This window comes from Microbacterium sp. Leaf203, from assembly GCF_001421275.1.
In the GTDB taxonomy this organism is placed as follows: Bacteria; Actinomycetota; Actinomycetes; order Actinomycetales; family Microbacteriaceae; genus Microbacterium; species Microbacterium testaceum_A.
On record NZ_LMKF01000001.1, the window covers coordinates 1 to 21,360 of the forward strand.

Annotated in this window: 19 protein-coding genes; 6 read left to right on the top strand and 13 right to left on the bottom strand. The window is 71.1% G+C overall.

The genetic code is table 11. From position 1 onward, the window contains the following. Positions 1–297: 297 nt before the first annotated feature. Entirely contained in the window at positions 298–915 is a 618-nt protein-coding gene (locus tag ASE56_RS00005) for an endonuclease domain-containing protein (RefSeq protein WP_235556871.1), read from the top strand. 331 nt (positions 916–1,246) lie between these two features. On the opposite strand, the gene ASE56_RS00010 is transcribed toward ASE56_RS00005, so the two are convergent. Further along, positions 1,247–2,725 (bottom strand): XRE family transcriptional regulator, encoded by a 1,479-nt coding sequence (locus tag ASE56_RS00010; protein ID WP_056223830.1) that lies wholly within the window; start codon positions 2,723–2,725, stop codon positions 1,247–1,249. Positions 2,726–2,854: 129 nt separating this feature from the next. On the opposite strand from ASE56_RS00010, the gene aceA reads away from it, so the two are divergent. Further along, positions 2,855–4,171 carry an isocitrate lyase gene (gene aceA / locus ASE56_RS00015; RefSeq protein WP_056223831.1) on the top strand — a complete coding sequence of 439 codons (1,317 nt, stop codon included), beginning with the start codon at positions 2,855–2,857 and terminating at the stop codon, positions 4,169–4,171. A gap of 136 nt (positions 4,172–4,307) precedes the next feature. After that, the gene (gene aceB / locus ASE56_RS00020; RefSeq protein ID WP_056223833.1) at positions 4,308–5,969 is read left to right on the top strand and encodes a malate synthase A; all 1,662 of its coding nucleotides are present in this window, start codon (positions 4,308–4,310) and stop codon (positions 5,967–5,969) included. A 57-nt stretch (positions 5,970–6,026) separates the two neighbouring features. Here aceB and ASE56_RS00025 read toward each other — a convergent pair whose 3' ends face one another. The 8 genes from ASE56_RS00025 to ASE56_RS00060 are packed head-to-tail and all read right to left on the bottom strand — an operon-like array spanning position 6,027 to position 14,987. After that, complete coding sequence (locus tag ASE56_RS00025; protein WP_056223835.1) at positions 6,027–7,373, bottom strand: AMP-binding protein; 1,347 nt, start codon at positions 7,371–7,373, stop codon at positions 6,027–6,029. Then, entirely contained in the window at positions 7,366–7,974 is a 609-nt protein-coding gene (locus ASE56_RS00030) for a hypothetical protein (protein WP_056223838.1), read from the bottom strand. The genes ASE56_RS00025 and ASE56_RS00030 overlap by 8 nt, the downstream gene beginning before the upstream one ends. Then, complete coding sequence (locus ASE56_RS00035; protein ID WP_235556872.1) at positions 7,967–9,784, bottom strand: VWA domain-containing protein; 1,818 nt, start codon at positions 9,782–9,784, stop codon at positions 7,967–7,969. Before ASE56_RS00035 ends, ASE56_RS00030 begins: the two co-directional genes overlap by 8 nt. After that, positions 9,781–10,422: a hypothetical protein gene (locus tag ASE56_RS00040; protein WP_056223839.1), complete on the bottom strand. Its 642-nt coding sequence runs from the start codon at positions 10,420–10,422 to the stop codon at positions 9,781–9,783. Before ASE56_RS00040 ends, ASE56_RS00035 begins: the two co-directional genes overlap by 4 nt. Then, positions 10,419–11,990: a MoxR family ATPase gene (locus ASE56_RS00045; protein WP_056223841.1), complete on the bottom strand. Its 1,572-nt coding sequence runs from the start codon at positions 11,988–11,990 to the stop codon at positions 10,419–10,421. The genes ASE56_RS00040 and ASE56_RS00045 overlap by 4 nt, the downstream gene beginning before the upstream one ends. A gap of 9 nt (positions 11,991–11,999) precedes the next feature. Then, on the bottom strand, positions 12,000–13,088 hold the full coding sequence (locus ASE56_RS00050) for an AAA family ATPase (protein WP_235556873.1): 1,089 nt from the start codon (positions 13,086–13,088) through the stop codon (positions 12,000–12,002). Then, on the bottom strand, positions 13,063–13,671 hold the full coding sequence (gene pnuC / locus ASE56_RS00055; RefSeq protein ID WP_056223843.1) for a nicotinamide riboside transporter PnuC: 609 nt from the start codon (positions 13,669–13,671) through the stop codon (positions 13,063–13,065). The genes ASE56_RS00050 and pnuC overlap by 26 nt, the downstream gene beginning before the upstream one ends. A 20-nt stretch (positions 13,672–13,691) precedes the next feature. After that, on the bottom strand, positions 13,692–14,987 hold the full coding sequence (locus ASE56_RS00060) for a chloride channel protein (protein WP_056223844.1): 1,296 nt from the start codon (positions 14,985–14,987) through the stop codon (positions 13,692–13,694). An 80-nt stretch (positions 14,988–15,067) separates the two neighbouring features. Between ASE56_RS00060 and ASE56_RS00065 the strand changes: the two genes are divergently transcribed. Next, positions 15,068–16,267 (top strand): pyridoxal phosphate-dependent aminotransferase, encoded by a 1,200-nt coding sequence (locus ASE56_RS00065; protein WP_056223846.1) that lies wholly within the window; start codon positions 15,068–15,070, stop codon positions 16,265–16,267. A 481-nt stretch (positions 16,268–16,748) separates the two neighbouring features. Beyond that, complete coding sequence (locus ASE56_RS00070; RefSeq protein WP_056223848.1) at positions 16,749–17,381, top strand: endonuclease domain-containing protein; 633 nt, start codon at positions 16,749–16,751, stop codon at positions 17,379–17,381. Between the two features lie 143 nt (positions 17,382–17,524). Here the strand turns inward: ASE56_RS00070 and ASE56_RS00075 are convergent, their stop codons facing one another. The 4 genes from ASE56_RS00075 to ASE56_RS00090 are packed head-to-tail and all read right to left on the bottom strand — an operon-like array spanning position 17,525 to position 20,349. After that, positions 17,525–18,661 carry a UDP-N-acetylmuramate dehydrogenase gene (locus ASE56_RS00075; protein ID WP_056223850.1) on the bottom strand — a complete coding sequence of 379 codons (1,137 nt, stop codon included), beginning with the start codon at positions 18,659–18,661 and terminating at the stop codon, positions 17,525–17,527. Further along, positions 18,661–19,065, bottom strand: a complete 405-nt coding sequence (locus ASE56_RS00080) for a MaoC/PaaZ C-terminal domain-containing protein (protein ID WP_056223852.1) — start codon at positions 19,063–19,065, stop codon at positions 18,661–18,663. The genes ASE56_RS00075 and ASE56_RS00080 overlap by 1 nt, the downstream gene beginning before the upstream one ends. Then, positions 19,062–19,511, bottom strand: a complete 450-nt coding sequence (locus tag ASE56_RS00085) for a MaoC family dehydratase N-terminal domain-containing protein (protein ID WP_056223854.1) — start codon at positions 19,509–19,511, stop codon at positions 19,062–19,064. The genes ASE56_RS00080 and ASE56_RS00085 overlap by 4 nt, the downstream gene beginning before the upstream one ends. A gap of 40 nt (positions 19,512–19,551) precedes the next feature. Continuing rightward, positions 19,552–20,349 (bottom strand): sulfite exporter TauE/SafE family protein, encoded by a 798-nt coding sequence (locus tag ASE56_RS00090; protein WP_056223855.1) that lies wholly within the window; start codon positions 20,347–20,349, stop codon positions 19,552–19,554. Positions 20,350–20,656: 307 nt separating this feature from the next. On the opposite strand from ASE56_RS00090, the gene ASE56_RS00095 reads away from it, so the two are divergent. Continuing rightward, complete coding sequence (locus tag ASE56_RS00095) at positions 20,657–21,292, top strand: NADPH-dependent F420 reductase (protein WP_056223857.1); 636 nt, start codon at positions 20,657–20,659, stop codon at positions 21,290–21,292. Positions 21,293–21,360: the final 68 nt, after the last annotated feature.

Sequence of the window (21,360 nt, forward strand, 5' to 3'; positions counted from 1 at the left end):
TGCTGCGGCTTCTCCGCAGGGCCCGATCCGTCCACAGGTTCGCGCCCCACGGACATCGGCGGGTGTTGCACGATCCAGTCTGTACGGATGTGCGCACCGGGACGGGGAATTGAGACACTGGCGGGTCTGCGCGCGCGAGGGCGGTCCCGCCGAGAGATCGCCGCAGCAGTCGAATCGGGCGATCTCGAGCACCTGCGCCGAGGGGTATACGCAGACAGAGGTGCATGCGCGGCCGTCGTCGCCGCGGCCCGCCATGGTGGACGCCTGGGCTGCGTGACCGCTGCTCGACATCTCGGCTTGTGGACCCTCGCCGACGACCACTCGATCCACGTATGGATGGGAGGGAACGGACACGGGTACGTCCACGCCGACTGCGCCTGCGTCGCGCACTGGGACGACGGCCCCGCCGAGCACCCCTTCGCACTCCCATCGATCCCGCGCGTGCTTCGCCAGATTCTGAGGTGTCACGGTGTCGAGGCCTTCTTCGCGGCGGTGGAATCCGCCCTCCGGCTGAAGAAACTGTCGAAGTCAGGAATGGACTGGCTCCGACACCACACGAATGACGTCGCCCGAGAAGCGCTCGCCTTCGCCCGGTCGGACGCCGACAGCGGTTTGGAGTCCCTGGTCAGATGGCGACTTCGACACCGGAATCTCCCGGTGCGCACTCAGATGCGCATCATCTCCGTCGGTCGAGTCGACCTCCTGATCGGAGACGCGCTCATCGTCGAGATCGACGGAGCGGGCAACCACGACGGACCTTCGAACAGGCACCGCGACCTGCGACGAGACGCTCACGCCGCCATATGGGGATTCGTCTCACTGCGGTTCGATTACGCCCTCGTCATCCACGACTGGCCGACGGTGGAGCAGGCCATCTTGGCGTACGTGGACCGCGGTCTGCACCGGCGGCCGTAACCCCCTGATCGGCGCAACCCGAGCACAAGGGCGGGGGGATTCCGCGACACGGCCCGCACCGGCATCCGATCACGGTGAGTCGCCGATCACTCCCGCCGTCGTGCACGGGCGGCCCCTGACCGGGCATCGAGGAGAGCACGCGCAGCCTCGACCCGCCGCCGCCAGCCCGAGCACAACGGCGGCCTCTTCTGCAGACGTGCCGCCCCACGGCATCCGTCCCCGGCGTGTCGATCCAACGGCCCGCCGTTGTGCACGCTCAGCCCCAGCCGACAACCTCGGCGCCCGCACGACGGCGCCGGACCCGGCGCCCACACGACGGCCCCGCCCCCCCTCACTCGCGCGGCGCGTGCGCCTCGAGGAACTCGTACATCTCGGTCGTGTCTACGCCCGGGAACGCTCCGGTCGGCAGGGTCGCCAGCAGGGTGCGCGGCGTGCGGACGTTGGGCCACGCCCGACCGCGCCACGCGTTCTCGAGCGAAGCGGGCGCCCGACGGCAGCACGCCTCGACCGCGTGACGCGAGATCGCACGGTTGGAGGTGTCGCGACCACGGAACCACTTCGTGTCGTCGAAGCGCACGCCCACGCTCACCGAGTGCGCACCCTCGCTCGACTGCTCCACGCGCGCGGTGCACCAGTAGGTTCCGTTGCCGGTGTCGGTGTACTGGTAATACGGGTTGAAGAGGTCGTCCTCGTCGAAGACCACGCGGCTCGTCCAGCGCCGACAGCACATCTGCCCCTCGATCGAGCCGAGGCGATCGGTGGGGAAGTTCACGTCGTCGTTCTCGTAGGCCTTCGTGATGGTGCCCGACTCGTGCACCTTCAGGAAGTGCACCGGGATGCCGAGGTGCACGGTCGCCAGGTTCGTGAAGCGGTGCGCGGCGGTCTCGTACGACACCGAGTAGGCGTCGCGCAGGTCCTCGATGCTGATCGTGCGCCGCTCCTTCGCCTCACGGAGCGCCGGCACGACATGCGCCTCGGGCATGAGCAGGGCGCCGGTGAGGTAGTTCGTCTCGACCCGCTGCCGGAGGAACTCGTCGTAGCTCGTCGGCTCGCCGTGGCCGAGCATGCGGCTCGACAGCGCCTGCAGCACCGACGCGCGCGGGTCGCCTTTCGCGACCTTCGTGGACAGGTACAGCCGGCCGTTCTTCACGTCGGCGATGCTCCGCGTCGACGAGGGCAGGTCGGGCACGTAGTGCAGCGTGAAGCCGAGGTGGGCGGCGATGTCGCTCGCCCCGCGTTGGGTGAGGGGACCGCCAGGGTGCTCGATCGCGGTCAGGATCCCGGATGCCGTGCGCTCGAGGTCGGGAAAGTGGTTGTCCTGCGTGCGCATGAGGCGGCGCAACGCCACGTTGGCCCGCCGCGCCTCTTCGGGGGTCGCTGAGCGCTCCTCGCGGAGGCGCTCGATCTCGCCCTGCAGCGCGAGCATCGCCGACAGCACCTCGTCGGGCACCGACCGACCGACGCGGAACGGCTCGATGCCGAGCGCCTGGAACGTCTGCCCACGCATCGCGCGCTCGACCGAGATCTCGAGCGCCGCGCGCTCGTCGAGGGGCTCGGCGTCGAGGATCTGCTCGAGCTTGCACTCGAGCGCCCGCGCGATCGCCTGAAGCAGCGTGAGCTTGGGCTCGCGACGGCCGTTCTCGATCATCGACATCTGGCTCGGGGCGCGACCGACCGCCGCGGCGAGCTCGTCGAGCGTGAAGCCGCGCGCGGTGCGCAGCTGACGGATGCGTCGGCCGATGGTGAGGGTGTCCACCTCGTCATCGTCGAACGGGAGGGATGCCGAAGAAGCGGAGACGCCGGTGTCCATACGTCATGTTCTCACCGGAACAGAAGATCGCGCGATCTTCACACGACAAATGCACTTCGAGGGGGCTGTTCTTCGCCGACAGTGGTCTCCACGGGGCACCGCAGCCCCGACATCCGAAGGAGAACGCTCATGACGATCCAGGCCACCCCCGCCCAGCAGCCCCTGCGCCCCGGCGACCAGACCGAGACCGCCGACGAGATCCGCGCCGCGTGGGAGAACGACCCCCGCTGGGACGGCATCGAGCGCACGTACTCGGCGGAAGACGTCGTGCGCCTCCGCGGCAGCGTCCGCGAGGAGTCCACCCTCGCCCGCCGCGGAGCCGAGAACCTGTGGAACCTCATCCACACCGAGGAGTACGTCCGCGCCCTCGGCGCCTACACCGGCGGACAGGCCGTGCAGCAGGTGCGCGCGGGTCTCAAGGCCATCTACCTGAGCGGCTGGCAGGTCGCCGCCGACGGCAACCTCGCCGGACAGACCTACCCCGACCAGAGCCTCTACCCCGCCAACAGCGTGCCCGCGGTCGTGCGCCGCATCAACAACGCGCTGCTGCGGCAGGACCAGATCGAGCGCGCCGAGGGAGAGATCACCCAGGACTGGCTCGCCCCGATCGTCGCCGACGCCGAGGCCGGGTTCGGCGGTCCGCTCAACGCCTACGAACTGGCCCAGTCGCTCATTTCGGCCGGCGCCGCCGGCATCCACTGGGAAGACCAGCTCGCGAGCGAGAAGAAGTGCGGCCACCTCGGCGGCAAGGTGTTGGTGCCGATCCAGCAGCACATCCGCACCCTGAACGCCGCGCGCCTGGCCGCCGACGTCGCCGGGGTGCCGACCGTGATCATCGCCCGCACGGACGCCCTGGCCGCCGACCTGCTCACCAGCGACGTCGACCCGCGCGACGCGGAGTTCCTCACCGGCGAGCGCACCAGCGAAGGCTTCTACCGCGTGCGCCCGGGCCTCGACGCGGTCATCGCCCGCGGACTCGCCTTCGCGCCGTACGCCGACCTCATCTGGGTCGAGACGGGCGAGCCCGACATCGAGCTCGCGCGCCGCTTCGCCGAGGCGATCCACGCCCGCTACCCGGGCAAGAAGCTCGCCTACAACTGCTCGCCGAGCTTCAACTGGAAGCGCCACCTCGATGACGAGCAGATCGCCACGTTCCAGGCCGACCTGGCCGCCCTCGGCTACGCCTTCCAGTTCATCACGCTGGCCGGCTTCCACGCCGTCAACCACTCGATGTTCGCCCTCGCCCGCGGTTACGCCGAGCGCGCCATGAGCGCGTACGTCGAGCTGCAAGAGGCCGAGTTCGCCGCCGAAGCGAACGGCTACACCGCCACGCGCCACCAGCGCGAAGCGGGCACCGGCTACTTCGACGTGGTCTCGACCGCGCTCAACCCCGACAGTGCGACGCTCGCCCTGGCCGGCTCCACCGAGACCGCCCAGTTCCACTGAGCTTTCACCCGTTCTCGCCCACCCCTCGTCCCCCTTCTCGCAGTGCATGTCCCACTTTCGGCTGCCTGGGCCACCCCCAGGCCGCCATTTTCGGGACATGGTCCGAGAAGCGGACGCGCCACAGAAAGCCACGACCATGACCCTCATCGACACCTCTCCCCCGCCCACCACCGAAGAATCCCGGATGCCGAGCACCCCGGCATCCGCCCCGCACCTGCGCCTCGAGCGGCCCGTGCACGGGCGCGACGGCGAGATCCTCACGCCCGCGGCGCTCGCCTTCGTCACCGAGCTGCACGACCGCTTCGCCCGGCGCCGGCACGACCGGCTCGCCGCACGCCTGCGCCGCCGCTTCGAGATCGGCACGGGCGACGACCCGCACTTCCGCGCCGACACGGCGCACATCCGCGACGACCCGTCGTGGCGCGTGGCGGGCGCCGGCCCGGGCCTGGAGGACCGCCGCGTCGAGATCACCGGGCCCACCGACCCGAAGATGACGATCAACGCGCTGAACTCCGGCGCGCGGGTGTGGCTCGCCGATCAGGAGGACGCCACAAGCCCGACCTGGAGCAACGTCATCGGTGGCCAGCTGTCGCTGTTCGACGCGATCCGCGGACAGCTGTCGTTCACGAGCCCCGAGGGCAAGCGCTACGAGGTCACCGCCGAGCGCACCCCCACGATCGTGATGCGCCCGCGCGGCTGGCACCTGCCCGAGAAGCACGTGAGCTTCATCGATCGCGCGGGGCGGGAGCTCCCGGCATCCGGATCTCTCATCGACTACGGGCTGTACGTCTTCCACAACGCGCACGCGCTGATCGCGGCGGGCCGGGGACCGTACTTCTACCTGCCGAAGATCGAGTCGGCCGAAGAGGCACGGCTCTGGGACGACGTGTTCTCGTTCACCGAGGAGCGCCTGGGCCTCGACCACGGCACGATCCGCGCGACCGTGCTGATCGAGACGCTGCCGGCGGCGTTCGAGATGGATGAAATCCTCTTCGCCCTGCGCGACCACTGCGCCGGGCTCAACGCCGGGCGGTGGGACTACATCTTCTCGATCATCAAGACCTACCGGGGCCGGGGCGCCCGCTTCGTGCTCCCCGACCGCAGCGAGGTCACGATGACCGTGCCGTTCATGCGGGCCTACACCGAGCTGCTCGTGCAGACGTGCCACAAGCGCGGCGCCTACGCGATCGGCGGCATGAGCGCGTTCATTCCGAACCGCCGGCGACCCGAGGTCACCGAGGCCGCGTTCGAGAAGGTGGCCGCCGACAAGCGGCGCGAGGCCGGCGACGGCTTCGACGGCACGTGGGTGGCCCACCCCGACCTCATCCCGGTGGCCCGCGCCGAGTTCGACGCGGTGCTCGGCGACGAGCCGAACCAGCTCGGGCGCACCCGCGACGAGGTGGCGGTCGACCCCGCCGACCTGCTCGACGTGCGCATCGGTCTGCCGGTGACGACGGCGGGTGTGCGGGGCAACGTCTCGGTGGCGATCCGCTACATCGAGGCCTGGCTGCGGGGCCTGGGCGCCGTCGCGATCGACGACCTCATGGAAGACGCCGCGACCGCCGAGATCTCGCGCTCGCAGATCTGGCAGTGGATCCACCAGGACCACTCCACGGCCGAGGGCACCGCCATCACCCGCGACTTCGTCGAGGATCTCGTGACGGACGTGCTCGCCGAGGTGCAGCGCTCCGAGGGCGACCGCTTCGACGACGCCGCCGCGGTGTTCCGCGAGGTGGCGCTGCGCGAGGAGTTCCCCGCGTTCCTCACCCTGCCGGCGTATGCGAAATACCTGAACTGATTCACCGGATGCCGAGGGGCCGGGGCCACGAGCCCCGGCCCTTTCGTGCGGCGGGAGTCAGCGCGCGGCGGACCGGAAGCGTCGGGGCTTGCCCTCGCCGAGGTCGGCGAGACGCTCGACGCGCTCGAGCCGAACGGGCTGACCGAGCAAGGCGCGCAGCGCGGTGGTGATCGCCGTGCCGTCGCCGCCGGCGATCCTCACCTCGACCCCGCCGTCCGCTCGCTGCTCCACCGTCCAGCCGTGCGCGCCGTGGCTCTGCAGCTGCTGCGTGAGGTCGACCGACGGCACGCGCGTCCCCGCGGCACTGACGAAGTCGGTGTGCTCGCGCCCCTCGAGGTCGGCGATGCCGACGCCGCCGCCGGGGAGGTCGACGAGCCGACCGACGTCGCCGGTGCGGTACCGCACGAGCGGCAGCAGGGGGTTCTCGCCCGCGGTCACCGTGATCTCGCCCATCGCTCCGTCGGCGACCGGCTCGCCCGCAGCATCGAGCACTTCGACGTGCACCCGCCGGTCGAGCACGCGGAACGGTCCGTCGTCGGTGCGCACCGCGATCGGCCGGGTCTCGTGCAGGCCGTACACGTCGAACACGGGGCACGAGAACGCGGCCTCGAGCTCAGCGCGCAGCGGCGCCGACAGGGCCATCGCGCCCGAGAACAGGGCGAGCGGGTGCACGACGGCCCGCAGTTCGGGGGTCAGCAACTCGGACAAGCTGGTGGGGTTGCCCGAGATCACCTGCGGATCCGCGTCTCTGAGGAAGATCGAGCGATCGGATGCCGCCCGCCAGGCGCCCTCGTTCAGATTGACCCGCGCCATGGCGCGCTGGGCGAAGCCGCTGACGATCGACACGTACGTGAAGGCCTGGCGCTGCTGCAGCACCCACATGATCGCGAGCCGCTCGGCATCCGGCTCCCACTTCACACCCGCTTCGCGCACGAGGCGGACGAGCAGGTGGAAGCCGCGCGCCACCTCCTCGACGTCGTCGGGGATGACCAGCGCCGCCCCCGTCGACCCCGAGCTCGTGCCGTGCAGCATGCGGTCGAGGTCGGCGTCGAGGGGGACGAATGCCGAGACGTCGGCGACGAGATCGCGCCGCTCGATCGTGGGGAAGTCGTCGAGGGTCCGCAGCCCCGTCATGCCTCGATAGAACGGAAGTCGCCGCGCGGTGTCGAGGTGCGCGTCGAGCCACCCGTCGAGCGGCAGCGGCGTGCGAGCGCGGTCGACGGCCTCGGCGGTGAGTCGGTCCCCCGTGGCATGCACCCACGCGGGGGCCGCCGGGTGCGTGCGCCACCGCTGCAGGCGCGCGGCGCCGCCGGTGTCGAGGGTCGGCCAGCGCTCGGCATCCGTCAGCACCGCCGCCGATCCCGGCCGGTACTCGCCGAGGGCGAGCGGGTCGTCGTCACTCACTCGAGTACCTCGCGGCGGCTTCCCGGGCGCGCGCCTCGGCGAGGCGGCGGGCGATCTCTTCGCGGTGACGGTACGCGGCGTACGCCTCGGCGAGCGCGGCGTTGCGGCGGAGCGAGTCGCGCGCGTCGAGGAGGGCGCGCGCGGTCTCGCGGTCTTCGCCGGCCGGCAGGAAGCCCGCCCACAGCACGAAGGTGCGCGCCGCCTCTTCTCGCCGCTCGGCGTCGGCGAGCCAGTCGCGCGGATCCACCACGGGCGCGAGGCGCAGGGCCAGGGCGTCGATCGCGCGCGCCACGTCGCCGCCGGCGAGTGACGGGACGAACGGTTGCACGAGGTCCTCGCTCGCCACCACCCACAAACCGATGGCCGCGCCCGTGCGCACCCGCTCGTCGTCGGCGTGATCGATGGATGCCAGGGGTCTGCCCAACACGTCGCCGGCGAGCGCGCGCAGCGAGACGTCGTCGTCGAGGAACGGCCGCGGCACGCTCGACAGGCGCGCCGCGATCTCGTCGACCCCGGGGCCGGGCCGGGCGCTCGCCCACGCCGTCTCTTCGGGCGGCGCGATCGCCGACCACACGCTCAGCAGATCGTCCGCCTCAGCCACCGAGCACCTCCGCCAATCGCGCGCACACCGCGGGTGCGTCGTCCATCCGTTCGATGTACATCACCTCGTATCCCGCCCGCAGCGCCGGCTCGGCGACCCGGTGCTGTCGATCGAGCACGACGAGGGTCGCCGTGCTGAGTGTCTCGCGCACCCGGGGCGCGACATCGGCGCGAGCGGGATCGCCGTCGCCGAAGAGCGAGGTCAGCCCGTCGTCGGAGAGAACCACGAGGTGACGCCGGTGCGCGGCATCCGGAATCCCCCGTCCGGCGTACCTCTTGTCGAGCAGGTCGAGGGGGAAGGTCGTGCCGCCGGCGAAGAAATGGGCGAGGTCGGCGATGACCCGGGCGGGGTCGCGAGAGTACTCCTCGCGGCCGGCGACCTGGCCGGGTCCCGAGAAGCTCGTGACGCGCACACGTCCGCCTCCCCGCAGCACCGACAGGGCGAGGATGGTGCCCGCGAGCACGGCGGGCGAGCCCGTCTGCGGCTGCGGCATCGAGCCCGAACTGTCGATGTAGAGGTCGAGATCGATGCTCGACGACACCGGCGGCGGATCATCGGGCAGGTAAGAGCGCCGCAGCGTCGTCACCCCGGGCACGACCGCCCCGCCCGCCTGCAATGTCGCGGGCCAGTCGAGATCGGCGAGGTCGTCACCGGTCTCCCAGCTCTCGAAGGGTCCCGGGAGGTCGGCCGAGACCGCACGCGGCAACCGCTGCGTGAACGGACGCACCCAGCGCGTCGCCTCGGCTCGGTACCAGGCCGCGATCACGGCAGCCGGGTCCGCGTCGGCGTACAGCTCGAGGGTCTGCGCGATCCCGAGGGCCTGCCCCGTGGCCGAGCCCTTCGCCGCCGGCGCAGCAGCGGCCCCCGCGGAGGAAGGCACCGCGCCGCTCAGCCGCCGATCCGACAGCACCCGGCCGAGCTCCGAGGGGGTCGCGGCGGCGTCATCGGCGGCGCAGGTGCCTCCGGGGAGCGAGGCCGCGCCGTCGGTGCGCGGATCGATGAGGTAGGGCGCCACCACGACGCCGAAGCGCAGGGCCCCGGCCACGGCGTCGCCCGCGAAGGTGCGCACGAGCGAGGCGAGCACGTCGGCGTCGAGGGCGGGACGCGTGACCGTCGCTTCGGCGAGTTCGTCGGACACGCGCTCGGCGGCCCTGCGCGCCTGCCGCAGCGCCTTCTCGGCCGCGCGGTGCTCCGCGGCGATGCGCGTCCAGGGCAGTTCCTGCTTCTGCTTCGGCGGGCGTCGGGCGGGCTCCGGCGGCTCGGGGTCGCAGAGGGTTCCGCGGGGCAGGTTCCACAGCAGCTCGTACGTGCGCAGGTACACCCACCACAGCGGGCTCGGCGACGAGCGCGAGGCGCGGTACAGCTCTCGCGACAACCGCACGATGCCGGGCTCGCCCACCCCGTCGCGCCGTCGCTGCAGGACGGCGACACGGGCGTTGACGAGCAGGTCGGTCCACAGGTTCGACATCAGCGCGAGATCCTCGTCGCGCAGGGTGGGTGCCCCCGCGGCCTGAAGGGCGCGGGCCATCTGATGGCGGATCTTCAGCGCGTCCAAGCGCGTGCTCGGGGCGAGCACGTGGTGCCCGAGTTCGTGCGCGAACACGCTCTCCATCTCGCCTGCTCCCCCGAGCTGCGCGACCATGACCGGGTCGACCGTGACGACCGGCGGAAAGGTGAACCACGCGGGAGCGCCGTGCTCGTCGCCCGCGCCGGGAGCCATGCGCGCCTCCTGCAGCCGCACGCCCCACAGTCGCTGCGCCGCCTCCCACGCCAGCAGGTCGCCTCCGATCGGCGACATCGTCGTGCTCACGCCGGCTCCGCGACGTGGATCCACACCAGGTACGAGTCGGCGAAGGTGATGACGGATGCCGCGCCCGCGGCGCCCGGATCGGGCTCATCGTCGAGCGGGCTCAGGCGCGACCCCCAGGCGTCGGCGTCGATGCGCCACCACCGCGCCCCGGTGCGCACGGCGAACGCGCCGTCGACACCGAGCGGTCGACCGTCGGCCGGAGGCGCCGTCCACGCGCCGCCGAGACCGCGGAACCCTCCGACCGCGCAGACGTAGCCGTTGGCCTCGCGGCGGCCGGGCCACCAGTACCGGTCGGTTCTCTGGCGCTCGACGAAGACGCCGAGGTGGGCGGCATCCATCCCCAGGGCGGCCGCCGCGGCTGCGCCTTCGCCGGACGACCACGCCCGCTCGATGCTGCCCAGAGCGTCGTCGCGCAGGCCGAGCGCGCCGGCTCGCCAGCCCGCGATGCCGGCGAGGGCGATCGGGTCGAACCCCTCGCCGGCCGCGCGCCCGGCCGCGAACGACACGGCGAATCGCTCGGCCGAGCCGCCCGCCGCTTCGACGTTGCGTCCCGCCAGCGCCAGGTCGAGTCCCTCGACCGGCACCGGGGTGCCCACCGGCGGAGTGCGATCGGCGAGGTGGCCGGGGCGTCGGATCACGAACGCCCCTCGAGCCAGCGCAGGTAGGCCGTGTAGCGCTGGTGCAGGTACTTCAGCGCCATGAGGTCGTCGAAGTCGCGGCCGTAGAGCTTGCCGGTGCCCGCGACGGTGCGCAGCCGTGCCTCGATCTCGGTGAGGCGCCGACCGGCCTCGACCGCCCCGACGCCGTCGAGGCCCGCCTCGAGCTGCGCGAGCAGCGCGCCGACCGGGTCGTCGCCCCCGCGGCCGAGGGCGTCGAACTGTCGGCCCGACTCCGCGAACAGGTCGGCGAGCCAGCTCATCACATCGGTGCTGAGCTCGCGCTCGGCCCCCACATCGAACCGAGGATGGGTGGGATTGGGCAGCAGCTTGCCCCGCAGCACGAACGGCAGCATCGCGCCCACGTCGGCGACCGACACCGCGTCGCGACCACGGAACCAGGCGACGGCCTTGGCGTAGACGATGAGGGTCTGCAGCGCCCGCACCGACAGGCCGTTGAGGGTCTGCGCGCCGGGATCGGTCATGAGGTCGGCACCGGAATTCGCCTCGATCGCCTCGGCGACCCGGCCTCCGGCGGTGGTCACCGTGTCTTTCGTGCGGTACTCGAACCGGCGCCCGCCGCCCTGCACGAACTCGAAGTGACTGAGGAAGAACTCCAGCCGCCGACGCACCTCGGCCGGCACCGGCACGGCGCGGATCGCCGCGCGCATCGCCGACTGCTCGTCGGGAGCGAACACGAGCTCGGCGGGCACGTGCTCCTCGGGCTTCTCGCCGGCTTCGACGCGGGCGACGAGCTCGTCGAGGAAGCGGCTGTTGAACCCCGCTGCGGGCACGGTCACGTCCATGCGGTCGCGCAGCGCCTGGATGACGGGGAAGGTCCCACCGCCCGCGTCGTCGTTGGCGGTGAAGAACCAGCTCTCCACGCCCGAAGCGGGGGCCGTGCGACGCATCTGGTCGTGGCTCTCGACGTAGCCCTCGGCCACCATCGTCAGCAGGGCCGACTGCGTCTTGGTGGGGATGCGGTTGTACTCGTCGACGATCTTGACGGGCCGCGTCAGCCACTCGCGCCACGCGATGCCGATCTCGGCCAGGCTCGACGCGTTCATCAGATCGCGCGGCAGAGGGATGCCGACGAGGTCGCTGATCGACAGCTGCGGCTGCCCCTGCTGCACGCCGCGCCGCACCTCCTCGGGCGTCGACCCGGCGAGCACTCCCATGAGCACCGCGACGGTGGTCTTGCCGCGGCCCGGGCCGCCGATCAGCAGGCACTTGCCACCCACCGCGAAGCTCAGCAGCGGTAGCAGCACGTTCGAGGAGTACGAGGGCTCGTTCGGCAGGGTGAGCTCGGCGCCGGCGTCGCCCAGCTCGAACGTGAGCGGGCGCCCCGACGAGAACTCCACGTCGTAGTAGGGCGAGATGACCGCGCGATTGACGATCCAGTAGTACGTCTGCCGCAGCTTCTCGTCGAGAGGCGGCGCGGCCGGGGCGGGCGCCTCACGGAAGAGGTCGGCCGCGGCGAGCGGGGCGACCCCGTCGCCGGCGTTCGACGTCGTGGGTGACTCGGAGAGCTTGTGCCAGCGGTCGGCCATCGCGCCAGCCTAACGTCCGGCCCGTCGCCGCAGCTCCTCTTGCTCGGCGAGCGACCGCCCCTCCATCGGCGGGGTGAACGACGTCGCCCGCGCCACGGCGTCGCGCACGGCGGGCAACGCCTGAGCGAGCCGCGCGGCGACCGACCCGCGCACCTCGAGCCAGGGAACGGGCTGCGCGGCGAGCACCTCGCGGAAGCGCTCCTGCATATCGGTGCGGATGTGCTCGCCGTCGCGCATGCCGTCCTGCACGAAGGGGATCTCATCGCCCGTGAGGATGTACAGCGCAGGGCGGTGCTCCGCGGCCCGCGCCAGGATGCGCGGTGCCGGGGTGCCCACGTACCTCTCGTGCCAGAGCGCCGTGGCGAGGACGTCGGTGTCGCAGACGAGGACCGAGCGGGGAGCCCGCCGCACGGCATCCTGTTCCCACCCGATCTGGCGATCGACGACGAGATCGAATTCGTCGCTGCGCCACGGGGCGTCGAGTCCGCCCTCGCGCGTCTCGCTGAGCTCGCGGCCGTACTCGGGCACCCAGATCGTGCCGAGCTCGGCGGCGAGGGCTTCGGCGAGGGTCGTGGAGCCCGTCGACTCGGCACCGAGGACGACGACGCGCGCGGCCAGATCGGCCCGCACCGCGGGCGACAGCTCGTGCCAGTGACCGTCGAGATCGGCACGGATCGCCGTTCCCGACACGGGGTTGAGCCGGCGTCCCGGGTCCACCTGCACCCAGTCGGCACCGAGACGGCGCGCGAGCTCGGCCCCGTACTCATCGGAGGTGAAGACCACATCGACCGGCTCGTCGAGCAGGCCCGCGATCGTCGCGGTGTGCGCGTCCCACGCGGTCTCGGAGGCGAAGTCGACCGGAGTGTCGTCGAGGAGGTCGACCACGCGCACCGTCGGGTGGTCCTCGCGCACCCACGCGGCCCGTCGCTCGAGGGGGATCGATTCGACGGATGCCGCGATCACCTCGACCGTGACCCGCTCGCACGCCCGGGCCGCCGAGCGGATGAGGTGCGCGTGACCGACGTGGAGGGGGTAGAACTTCCCCACCACCACGCCGTGCCGATAACGGCGCTCAGGCACGCGCGGCGCTGAGGTCATCGGCATCCGTCGTCTCGTTCCGCAGCCGACTCCACGACCGCAGTCCGCCGACGCACAGGACGATGAAGAGGGCGTAGAGGGCGGCGATGATCCACAGTCCGGTGGCGATCGACAGCGCGACGAACACCACATCGACGCCGATCCACACCCACCAGCTCTCGATCCACTTGCGGTTGAGCATGTACTGGGCGACGAGGCTGGCCGAGGTCGTCGCGGCATCGGCGAGCGCCACCTGCGAGTCGGTGTACGTGTCGAGAAGCCAGGTCAAGACGAGGGTCCCCACCACCGCGACGACGATGAGCCACGGCACCGCCCGTCGAGGCGTGCGGGCCACGTACTCGCGATCGTGTTCGATACGACGCGTCCACCGGAACCAGCCGTGCACCCCGAGCACCAGGTACACCACCTGCAGTCCCGCGCTGGCGTAGATCCCGGCCGGCACGAACACCGAGAGGAAGACGAGGTTGTTGGCGATGCCGATGGGATAGGTCCACACGTTCCGCCGGGCAGCCAGCAGCACGCACGCCGCCCCCGTGGCGAAACCGAGGATCTGCATCCACTCGGCGAGAATCCAGTCGATCACCCGTCGAGCCTAGGCGGGTTCTACGGTCGGGCCGGGTCCATCGGCGCGAACGGGCGCAGGCTCTCGCGCGAGGTGAGCTTGGAGGCCACGAGCGAACCGGCCACGGCGAGGAAGATCGGCAGCAGCAGCGTGAATCCGGTGTTCGTGAACTCGATGATCAGTGCGATGGCCGTGAAGGGGGCGCGCATGTTCGAAGCGAGAAACGCGGATGCCGCGACGATCGCGAGCGCCGTGCCGTCGGCGCCGGGCCAGACGAACGCCCAGCCCGCCGCAGCGGCCGCACCGAGCGCCGCACCGATCGCGACCGACGGCTGCAGCGTTCCGCCGATCGCCCCCGAACCGAGCGACACGGTCGTCGCGACGTACTTCAGCACGGCGAGCGCGAGGAGCAGCAGGGCCGGCTGCGAGAGGTCGAAGCCGGCGGTGGCGAGCGCCCGACCGTTGCCGAGGATGAGGGGGAACGCGGCGCCGAGCGCTCCCACCGCGGTGAAGGTGAGGGGCAGGACCACCAGCAGCTTCCAGCCGTGGGGGCGGAAGCGCGACAGCTTCTTCGTGATGGTCGCGAAGCTCGCCGCGCCCCATCCCATGAGGGGGCCGATGAGCACGGCCGCGACGATCAGCGAGGCGTTCACCTCGAGCGATCCCACCGAATACAGCGACCCGTCCCCGACGAGCGGGCGCGCGACCAGCGTCGCGATCGCGCTCACGGTGAGGGCGACCACGGCCGCGCCCACGCTGAACTGCGCGAGCAGGATCTCGACGGCGAACAGCGCGCCGGCCAGGGGCACGTTGTAGACCGCGGCGAGACCCGCACCCGCGGCCGAGGCGATGAGGATGCGGCGCCAGCGCGCGTCGAGGCGGAACCAACGGACGATCTTCGAGCCCGCCATGGCCGACAGCTCGCGCGGGGCGACCTCTTTGCCGATCGAGGCGCCCATGGCGACCGACCCCACCTGGATGACGGTGTCGGCGAGGGTTTCCCACCACGGCATCCGGGCCCCGTCGACGCCCTGCTCGACCGTGGCGAGCTTCCGCCCGAAACGGCGCAGGAGATACCAGCCGACGGCGGCCACGACACCCGCACCGCCGACCGTCGCGATCGGCAGCCACCACATCGCGGGGTACGCCAGGCCGTCGAGGAACGGCCCCTCCTCGTGGCCCCACACGAGGTGCTCGAGGCTGTGGACGATGAACACCAACAGCAGGACCGCGAGACCGGTCGCCACCCCGACGATGAGGGTCGCGAGTCCCAGACGAACGAGCGTGCCCAGCCCTCGACGACGGGAGGGCAGCAGGGTGGGTGTCTCAGCGGTCACCCCGACACGCTAATGGAGCTGTGTTTCGTAAGTCGTCACGACCCTCGGCTGGGGCGGGCGCGAACAGTAGGCTCGGAAACGTGACTTCCCGCGCCCCGCTCTCCCGCAAGCTGTCCGCCATCGCCGAGTCCGCGACCCTCAAGGTCGACGCCAAGGCCAAGGCCCTCCAGGCCGCCGGTCGACCGGTCATCTCGTACGCGGCCGGCGAGCCCGACTTCGCCACGCCCTCGTTCATCGTCGATGCCGCAGCGAAGGCGCTGCAGGACCCGAAGAACTACCGCTACACCCCCGCCGCGGGCCTCCCCGTGCTGCGCGAGGCGATCGCCGCGAAGACCCTCCGCGACTCCGGCCTCGAGGTCGCGCCCTCGCAGGTCATCGTGACCAACGGCGGCAAGCAGTCGGTGTACCAGGCGTTCCAGACGGTGGTGAACCCCGGCGACGAGGTGCTGCTGCCCGCCCCGTACTGGACCACCTACCCCGAGGCGATCGCCCTGGCCGACGGCACGCCCGTCGAGGTGTTCGCCGGCGCCGACCAGGACTACAAGGTCACCGTCGCCCAGCTCGAGGCCGCGCGCACCGACAAGACCACGGTGCTCGTGTTCGTCTCGCCCTCGAACCCCACCGGCTCGGTCTACACGCCCGAAGAGACCGCCGAGATCGGTCGCTGGGCCCTCGAGCACGGCATCTGGGTCATCACCGACGAGATCTACCAGAACCTCACCTACGAGGGCGTCAAGGCCGTCTCGATCGTCGAGGCCGTGCCCGTGCTCGCGGGGCAGACCATCCTGGTCAACGGCGTGGCCAAGACCTACGCCATGACCGGATGGCGCGTGGGCTGGATGGTCGGACCGGCGGATGCCATGAAGCTCGCCGGCAACCTGCAGTCGCACCTGTCGAGCAACGTCAACAACGTCGCGCAGCTCGCCGCCGCCGCGGCGCTCAACGGACCCCAGGACGAGGCCGAGCAGTTCCGCCTCGCCTTCGACCGTCGTCGTCAGCTGATCGTGTCGGAGCTGTCGAAGATCGACGGCGTCGAGGTGCCCAACCCGCTGGGCGCGTTCTACGTCTACCCCGACGTGCAGGGCCTGCTGAACCGCACGTGGGGCGGCGTCACGCCCACCACCTCGCTCGAGCTCGCCGACCTCATCCTCGAGCAGGCCGAGGTCGCGGTGGTGCCCGGCGAGGCCTTCGGCCCGAGCGGATACCTGCGCCTGTCGTACGCCCTGGGCGACGACCAGCTGCTCGAGGGCATCCAGCGCCTCCAGCGCCTGTTCGCCTGAGCATCCACGTCCGCGGGGCGGTCGCCGGGATCCCGGTGGCCGCCCCGCGGTCGCCTCGGGCGCTCCTCCCCAACCCCCGCATCTTTCCGCGTGAGGGGTCAGTTCTTGTCGCCCACAGCCTCGCTCGGCGACACGAAATGACCCCTCACGCGCGGCCGGGCTGTGGATAGCGTGAGCGGGCCGGCGGGCCGGATGAACAAAATGGCAGATGCCGACTCCCCGCTCCCCCGCGTCGCTCGCTCCCTCTTCCGCATTCACGGTGGCCGAGGGGCGGCGCGCCGGGCTCTCGACGACGACATTGCGCTCGGCTGCCTGGCGGGCGCCCCACCGTGGAACGCGGGTAGCCCCCGAGCACGATGACCGCGCACGGCTGGCCGCGCTCCTTCGCGCCTGCCCCGATGCCGCGTTCTTCTGCGGCGCGACGGCCGCTCTCCTGCATGGGCTCCCGCTCCCTCTGCGCATCGCGGAGAGTGCCCGACGGATGCCGGTCATCGGTGTCCCGCACGATCACGTGCGGATCCGCCGATCGGGCGTCATCGGCCGACGGCTGATCGTCGAGGTGAACGATGTCGTCGAGGTCGACGGCATCCGATGCACGTCCCTTCTGCGTACGTGGGCGGAGCTGGCGGAAACGCTGCCGGTTCCGCATCTGACAGCGGTGTCGGACTTCCTCATCGCGCGCCGGATGACGCTGGCGACGCGTGGCCAGCTGGAGCAGACGCACCGACGGTTCCTCGGCGGTCGAGGGTCGAAGGCGAGACGCCTCGCGATCGATCTTGCAAACGAGGGTTCGGAGTCGCCCCGTGAGTCCGAGCTGAGGGTGCTTCTCGTGATGGCGGGCCTTCCCGAGCCGGAGTGCAACGTCGAGATCTACGACGGGCCTCGATTCGTGGCGCGGGTCGATCTGCTCTACCGGGACAAGCGGACCGTCCTCGAGTACGACGGCGATCATCACCGCGACCCGCAGCAGTGGAGCCGGGATCAGCGCCGACGCGCGGAGCTCGAATCCCTCGGGTACCGGTACACGAGCGTGACCGCGCGCGACTTCGACGACCCGTCAGCCCTGCTCGCTCGGGTCCGACGCTTCCTCGCCCGGCCCGCCAACCACGCGTGAGGGGTCAAGAACTGTCGCCTCCCAGCCGCCCAGGCGACACGAACTGACCCCTCACGCAACCAGCCGCGTGAGGGGTCAAGAACTGTCGCCTGGCGTGCGCGCAGGCGACACAAAACGACCCCTCACTCGACGAAGGACCGGTGCTACAGCTCGACGTTGACCAGGACCGGTTCGGGCTGCAGCACGAGGCCGAACTCCGACGCCACCCGGTTCTGCACGAAGCGGGCGAGCTCGGCGATCTCGGCCGCGGTCGCTTCTCCGCGGTTCGTCAGGGCGAGCGTGTGCTTGGTCGAGAGCCCGGCGCGCGAGCGCGGGAAGCGGAACCCCCGGCGGAGACCGGCGTTCTCGATGAGCCAGGCTGCGCTCACCTTGACCTGCCGCGACACCACGGGGGGCGGGGGCAGGATGCCGTCGAAGGCGGCGAGCGGAATGACCGTCACCGGATCGAGCACCGGCGTGAGGGGCCACTGGGGGCACTCGGCCGGGAGGGTGCGGGCGAAGGCCTCCGAGACGATCGCGTTCTGGAAGAACGACCCCGCGCTCCAGGTGTCGGGGTCTTCGGCGTCGAGGACCATACCCTTGCGGGCGCGGGTGGTGAGGACGTGGTCGCGGATCCACCGGAGCGAGACGGTCTGGCCCGGTTCGAGACCGAGGGCGCCGCGCAGCTGCTCGCCCGCGATGGGCCGCTCCTCCGCGCCCACGCGTTCGAGCTCAAGCGTCACCGAGAGGATGACCGCGGAGCGCTCGGGCACCGAACCGTAGTGGCGCTTCAGCACCGACGTGCGAAAGCCCAGGCCCAGTTCTTCGGCGGAGACGGTCGAGACCTCACCGGTCGACTCGTCGATCAGCTCGACCTCGACGAGGGTCTGCACGATCTCCTGGCCGTAGGCCCCGACGTTCTGCACGGGCGCGGCACCGACCGTGCCGGGGATGCCCGACATCGCCTCGATGCCGGCGAAGCCGCGCGCGACCGTCTCGGCGACGAGGGCGTCCCAGTCGTGTCCGGCCTGCACGCGCAGGCGTACCGTGCCCTCGCGCGAGCCCGGCAGCTCTTCGATCCCCGACGTGCGGAGCCGCACGACCGTGCCCTCGAACGGCTCGTCGCCGACGAACAAATTCGAGCCGCCGCCGAGCACGAACCACGGCTCGCCCTCGGCCCACACCTCGCGGAGCGCGGCGACCGCCTCGTCGAGCGTCGAGGCGTCGATGAGACGGGCGGGTTCTCCCCCCGTGCGCAGGGTGGTCAACTGCGAGAGGGGGACGGGGGCGACCTCGGGCATCAGGACAACCGCACCCGCACCTGCGCCTTGCCGAGCACCGTCGTCTCGGCGAACGTGACGGTCAGGTCGATGCGGGCGGTCTCGTCGTCGACGGCTCCGACCTTCGCGCTGACGTGCAGGTCGGCTCCGACCTCCGGGTCGACGACGACCGGTCGGGTGAAGCGCACGCCGTATTCGGCGATGCGTCCGGTGTCGCCCAGCGCGTCGGCCAGCGTGCCGACGGCGATGCCCATGGTGAGCATGCCGTGCGCGAGGACGCCCGGCAGACCCACGGCGGCGGCGACGTCGTCGCGGTAGTGGATGGGGTTGAAGTCGCCCGACGCGCCGGCGTAGCGGACGAGAGACTCACGCGTGAGGTGGACGGAGCGTTCGGCGATGACCTCGCCGACGGTGAACGGGCTCATGCGCCGGCCTCCCCTGCGAGCAAAACGCTCGTCGTCGTCACGACGTGGGCGCCGTCGGCATCCACGATCTCGGCTTCGCTCGTGATCATCGCGTTACCGCCCATGGTCCGGATGCCGGTGACCGAAAGCGTCGCGACGAGCTCGTCGCCCGCGACGATGGGCCGCGTGTAGCGGAACCGCTGCTCGGCGTGCACGAGGCGCGACAGCTCGATACCGGAGTCGGGGTCGTCGAGCAGCTGCTGGAGCGTCAGGTCTTGAACGACCATCGCGAAGGTCGGCGGGGCCACCACGTCGGCGTACCCCAGGGCGCGCGCGGCCGCGGGGTCGGTGTGCTGCGGGGCGTCGGCGAAGACGGCGCGGGCGAATTCGCGCACCTTCTCGCGACCGACCAGGTAGGGAGCGGTCGGCGCGAAGGCACGACCGACGAGTTCGGGGTTCACGGGCACCCGCTCAGTCTAACGAGCGGGTTCGCGCCGCCGCCGGGGGTCAGCGCTGGTGACGCCCGCGAACCGCCTTGACCGCCATCTGCGAGGCGATGAAGACGAGGAAGATCGCGAACAGCACGTTGCCCACGAACGGATCGACGAACTTCGCGATGAGGGCGCCCACCGGGGTAGTGAGGCACGCGGCGATCCCGATGCACAGGGCGGCACGGATGTCGACGTTCGAGCGGCGCAGGTTTCCGACGGTCCCCGAGATCGCCGTGGGGATCATCATGAGCAGCGAGGTGCCCTTGGCGATGAGGTCGCTCGTGCCGAACAGCAGCAGCAGGGCGGGGACGACGATGATGCCGCCGCCCACGCCGAGCAGACCCGCCAGGGTTCCGGTGATCACCCCCAGCAGCGCAAGCCCCGGTCCGGTGATCCAGGTGAGCTCGAGTTCGGCGTCGCGCGAGGGGATGACGAAGAACAGACTCACCATCACCACGATGAGGAACGCCACGAACGCCCAGCGCAGCGCGGTCTGCGACAGCTTCGGGAGCAGCCACGTGCCGATCTGGGCGCCGACCACCGCGAAGGCGGCCAGGATCAACGCGGGGAGCCACGCGACGTGCCCGTCGATCGCGTAGGTGATGACGCCGACGGATGCCGTGGGCACGATCGCCGCGAGCGAGGTGCCCGCCCCGAGACGCTGGTCGAAGCCGAGTAGCAGCACCAGGAGCGGCACGATGACGGTTCCGCCCCCGACGCCGAACAGGCCCGACATGAGACCGGCGAGAAGACCGACACCGATGCAGACGAGGAAGAAGCGGGCTGAGCGCGCGGGGCGGGTCTCGAAGGTCACGGCATCCAGTCTTCCACCGTCCGCGCGACGCCCCGACGAGGTGACTCGCCCGGAAACGAAAGCGGCCCCCGGTGGTCCGAAGCCGCGTCCACCGGGGGCCGTCGCCCTCACAGGTCAAGCAGGACGGTGACCCGAACACCGGACTGCGACCACTCGCGTGAGGGTGCGACAGGAATGACGATAAACGGACGCCGTCCACGAACCCGACCGGTTGACACTGATTACTAGTAGTGCTAAATATTTAGGCCGCTGAAGGTTTGGTACCGCTCCCGGGAATGAGCCACCGGATGCCGCGGTTCTCCCCTCCATGACGACTGTAGGAATCATCGGAGCAGGCAACATCGGTTCGGCCCTGGCGAAGGGCTTCGCGGATCACGGTTACGACGTGGTCATCGCCAACTCGCGAGGCCCCGAGACGCTGAGCGACCTCGTCGCCGAGGTCGGCGACAAGGCGCGCGCGGCGACGGCTCAGGAGGCCGCCGAGGCCGGAGACATCGTCGTGGTGACGGTGCCGTTGAAGGCGATCGACTCCGTGCCCGTGGCCCCCCTCGTGGGCAAGACCGTTCTCGACACGAACAACTACTACTTCGAGCGCGACGGCCAAATCGCCGAGCTCGACGAGAAGAAGACGACCACCTCGCAGATGCTTCAGGAGCACCTTCCCGAGTCGGTCGTGGTGAAGGCGTTCAACCACATCCCCGCCGCCGACATCCTCACCGACGGCGCCCCCGCCGGTACCGAGAACCGTCGGGCTCTGGCGACCTCGAGCGACTCCGACGAGGCCGTCGCCCTGGTGACGCGCATCTACGACGAGTTCGGCTTCGACACCGTCAACGTCGGACCCCTCAGCGAGAGCTGGCGCGTCGAGCGCGACCAGCCCGCGTACGTCGTGCGTCAGAACCGCGAAGAGCTCGAGCAGAACCTGGCTCGCGCCGAGCGCTGACCCGCCCCCCTCACAAACGAACGAGCCCGGCCCCCGCATGTGCGGGGGCCGGGCTCGTCGTATCGGGA

Bases quoted from the DNA above. Each gene is read 5' to 3' on its own strand.
- ASE56_RS00095 (WP_056223857.1), top strand. From the start codon at position 20,657: ATGACGACTGTAGGAATCATCGGAGCAGGCAACATCGGTTCGGCCCTG.
- aceA (WP_056223831.1), top strand. From the start codon at position 2,855: ATGACGATCCAGGCCACCCCCGCCCAGCAGCCCCTGCGCCCCGGCGAC.
- ASE56_RS00050 (WP_235556873.1), bottom strand. From the start codon at position 13,088: ATGACCTCAGCGCCGCGCGTGCCTGAGCGCCGTTATCGGCACGGCGTG.
- ASE56_RS00045 (WP_056223841.1), bottom strand. From the start codon at position 11,990: ATGGCCGACCGCTGGCACAAGCTCTCCGAGTCACCCACGACGTCGAAC.
- ASE56_RS00070 (WP_056223848.1), top strand. From the start codon at position 16,749: ATGCCGGTCATCGGTGTCCCGCACGATCACGTGCGGATCCGCCGATCG.
- ASE56_RS00080 (WP_056223852.1), bottom strand. From the start codon at position 19,065: ATGAGCCCGTTCACCGTCGGCGAGGTCATCGCCGAACGCTCCGTCCAC.
- ASE56_RS00010 (WP_056223830.1), bottom strand. From the start codon at position 2,725: ATGGACACCGGCGTCTCCGCTTCTTCGGCATCCCTCCCGTTCGACGAT.
- ASE56_RS00075 (WP_056223850.1), bottom strand. From the start codon at position 18,661: ATGCCCGAGGTCGCCCCCGTCCCCCTCTCGCAGTTGACCACCCTGCGC.
- aceB (WP_056223833.1), top strand. From the start codon at position 4,308: ATGACCCTCATCGACACCTCTCCCCCGCCCACCACCGAAGAATCCCGG.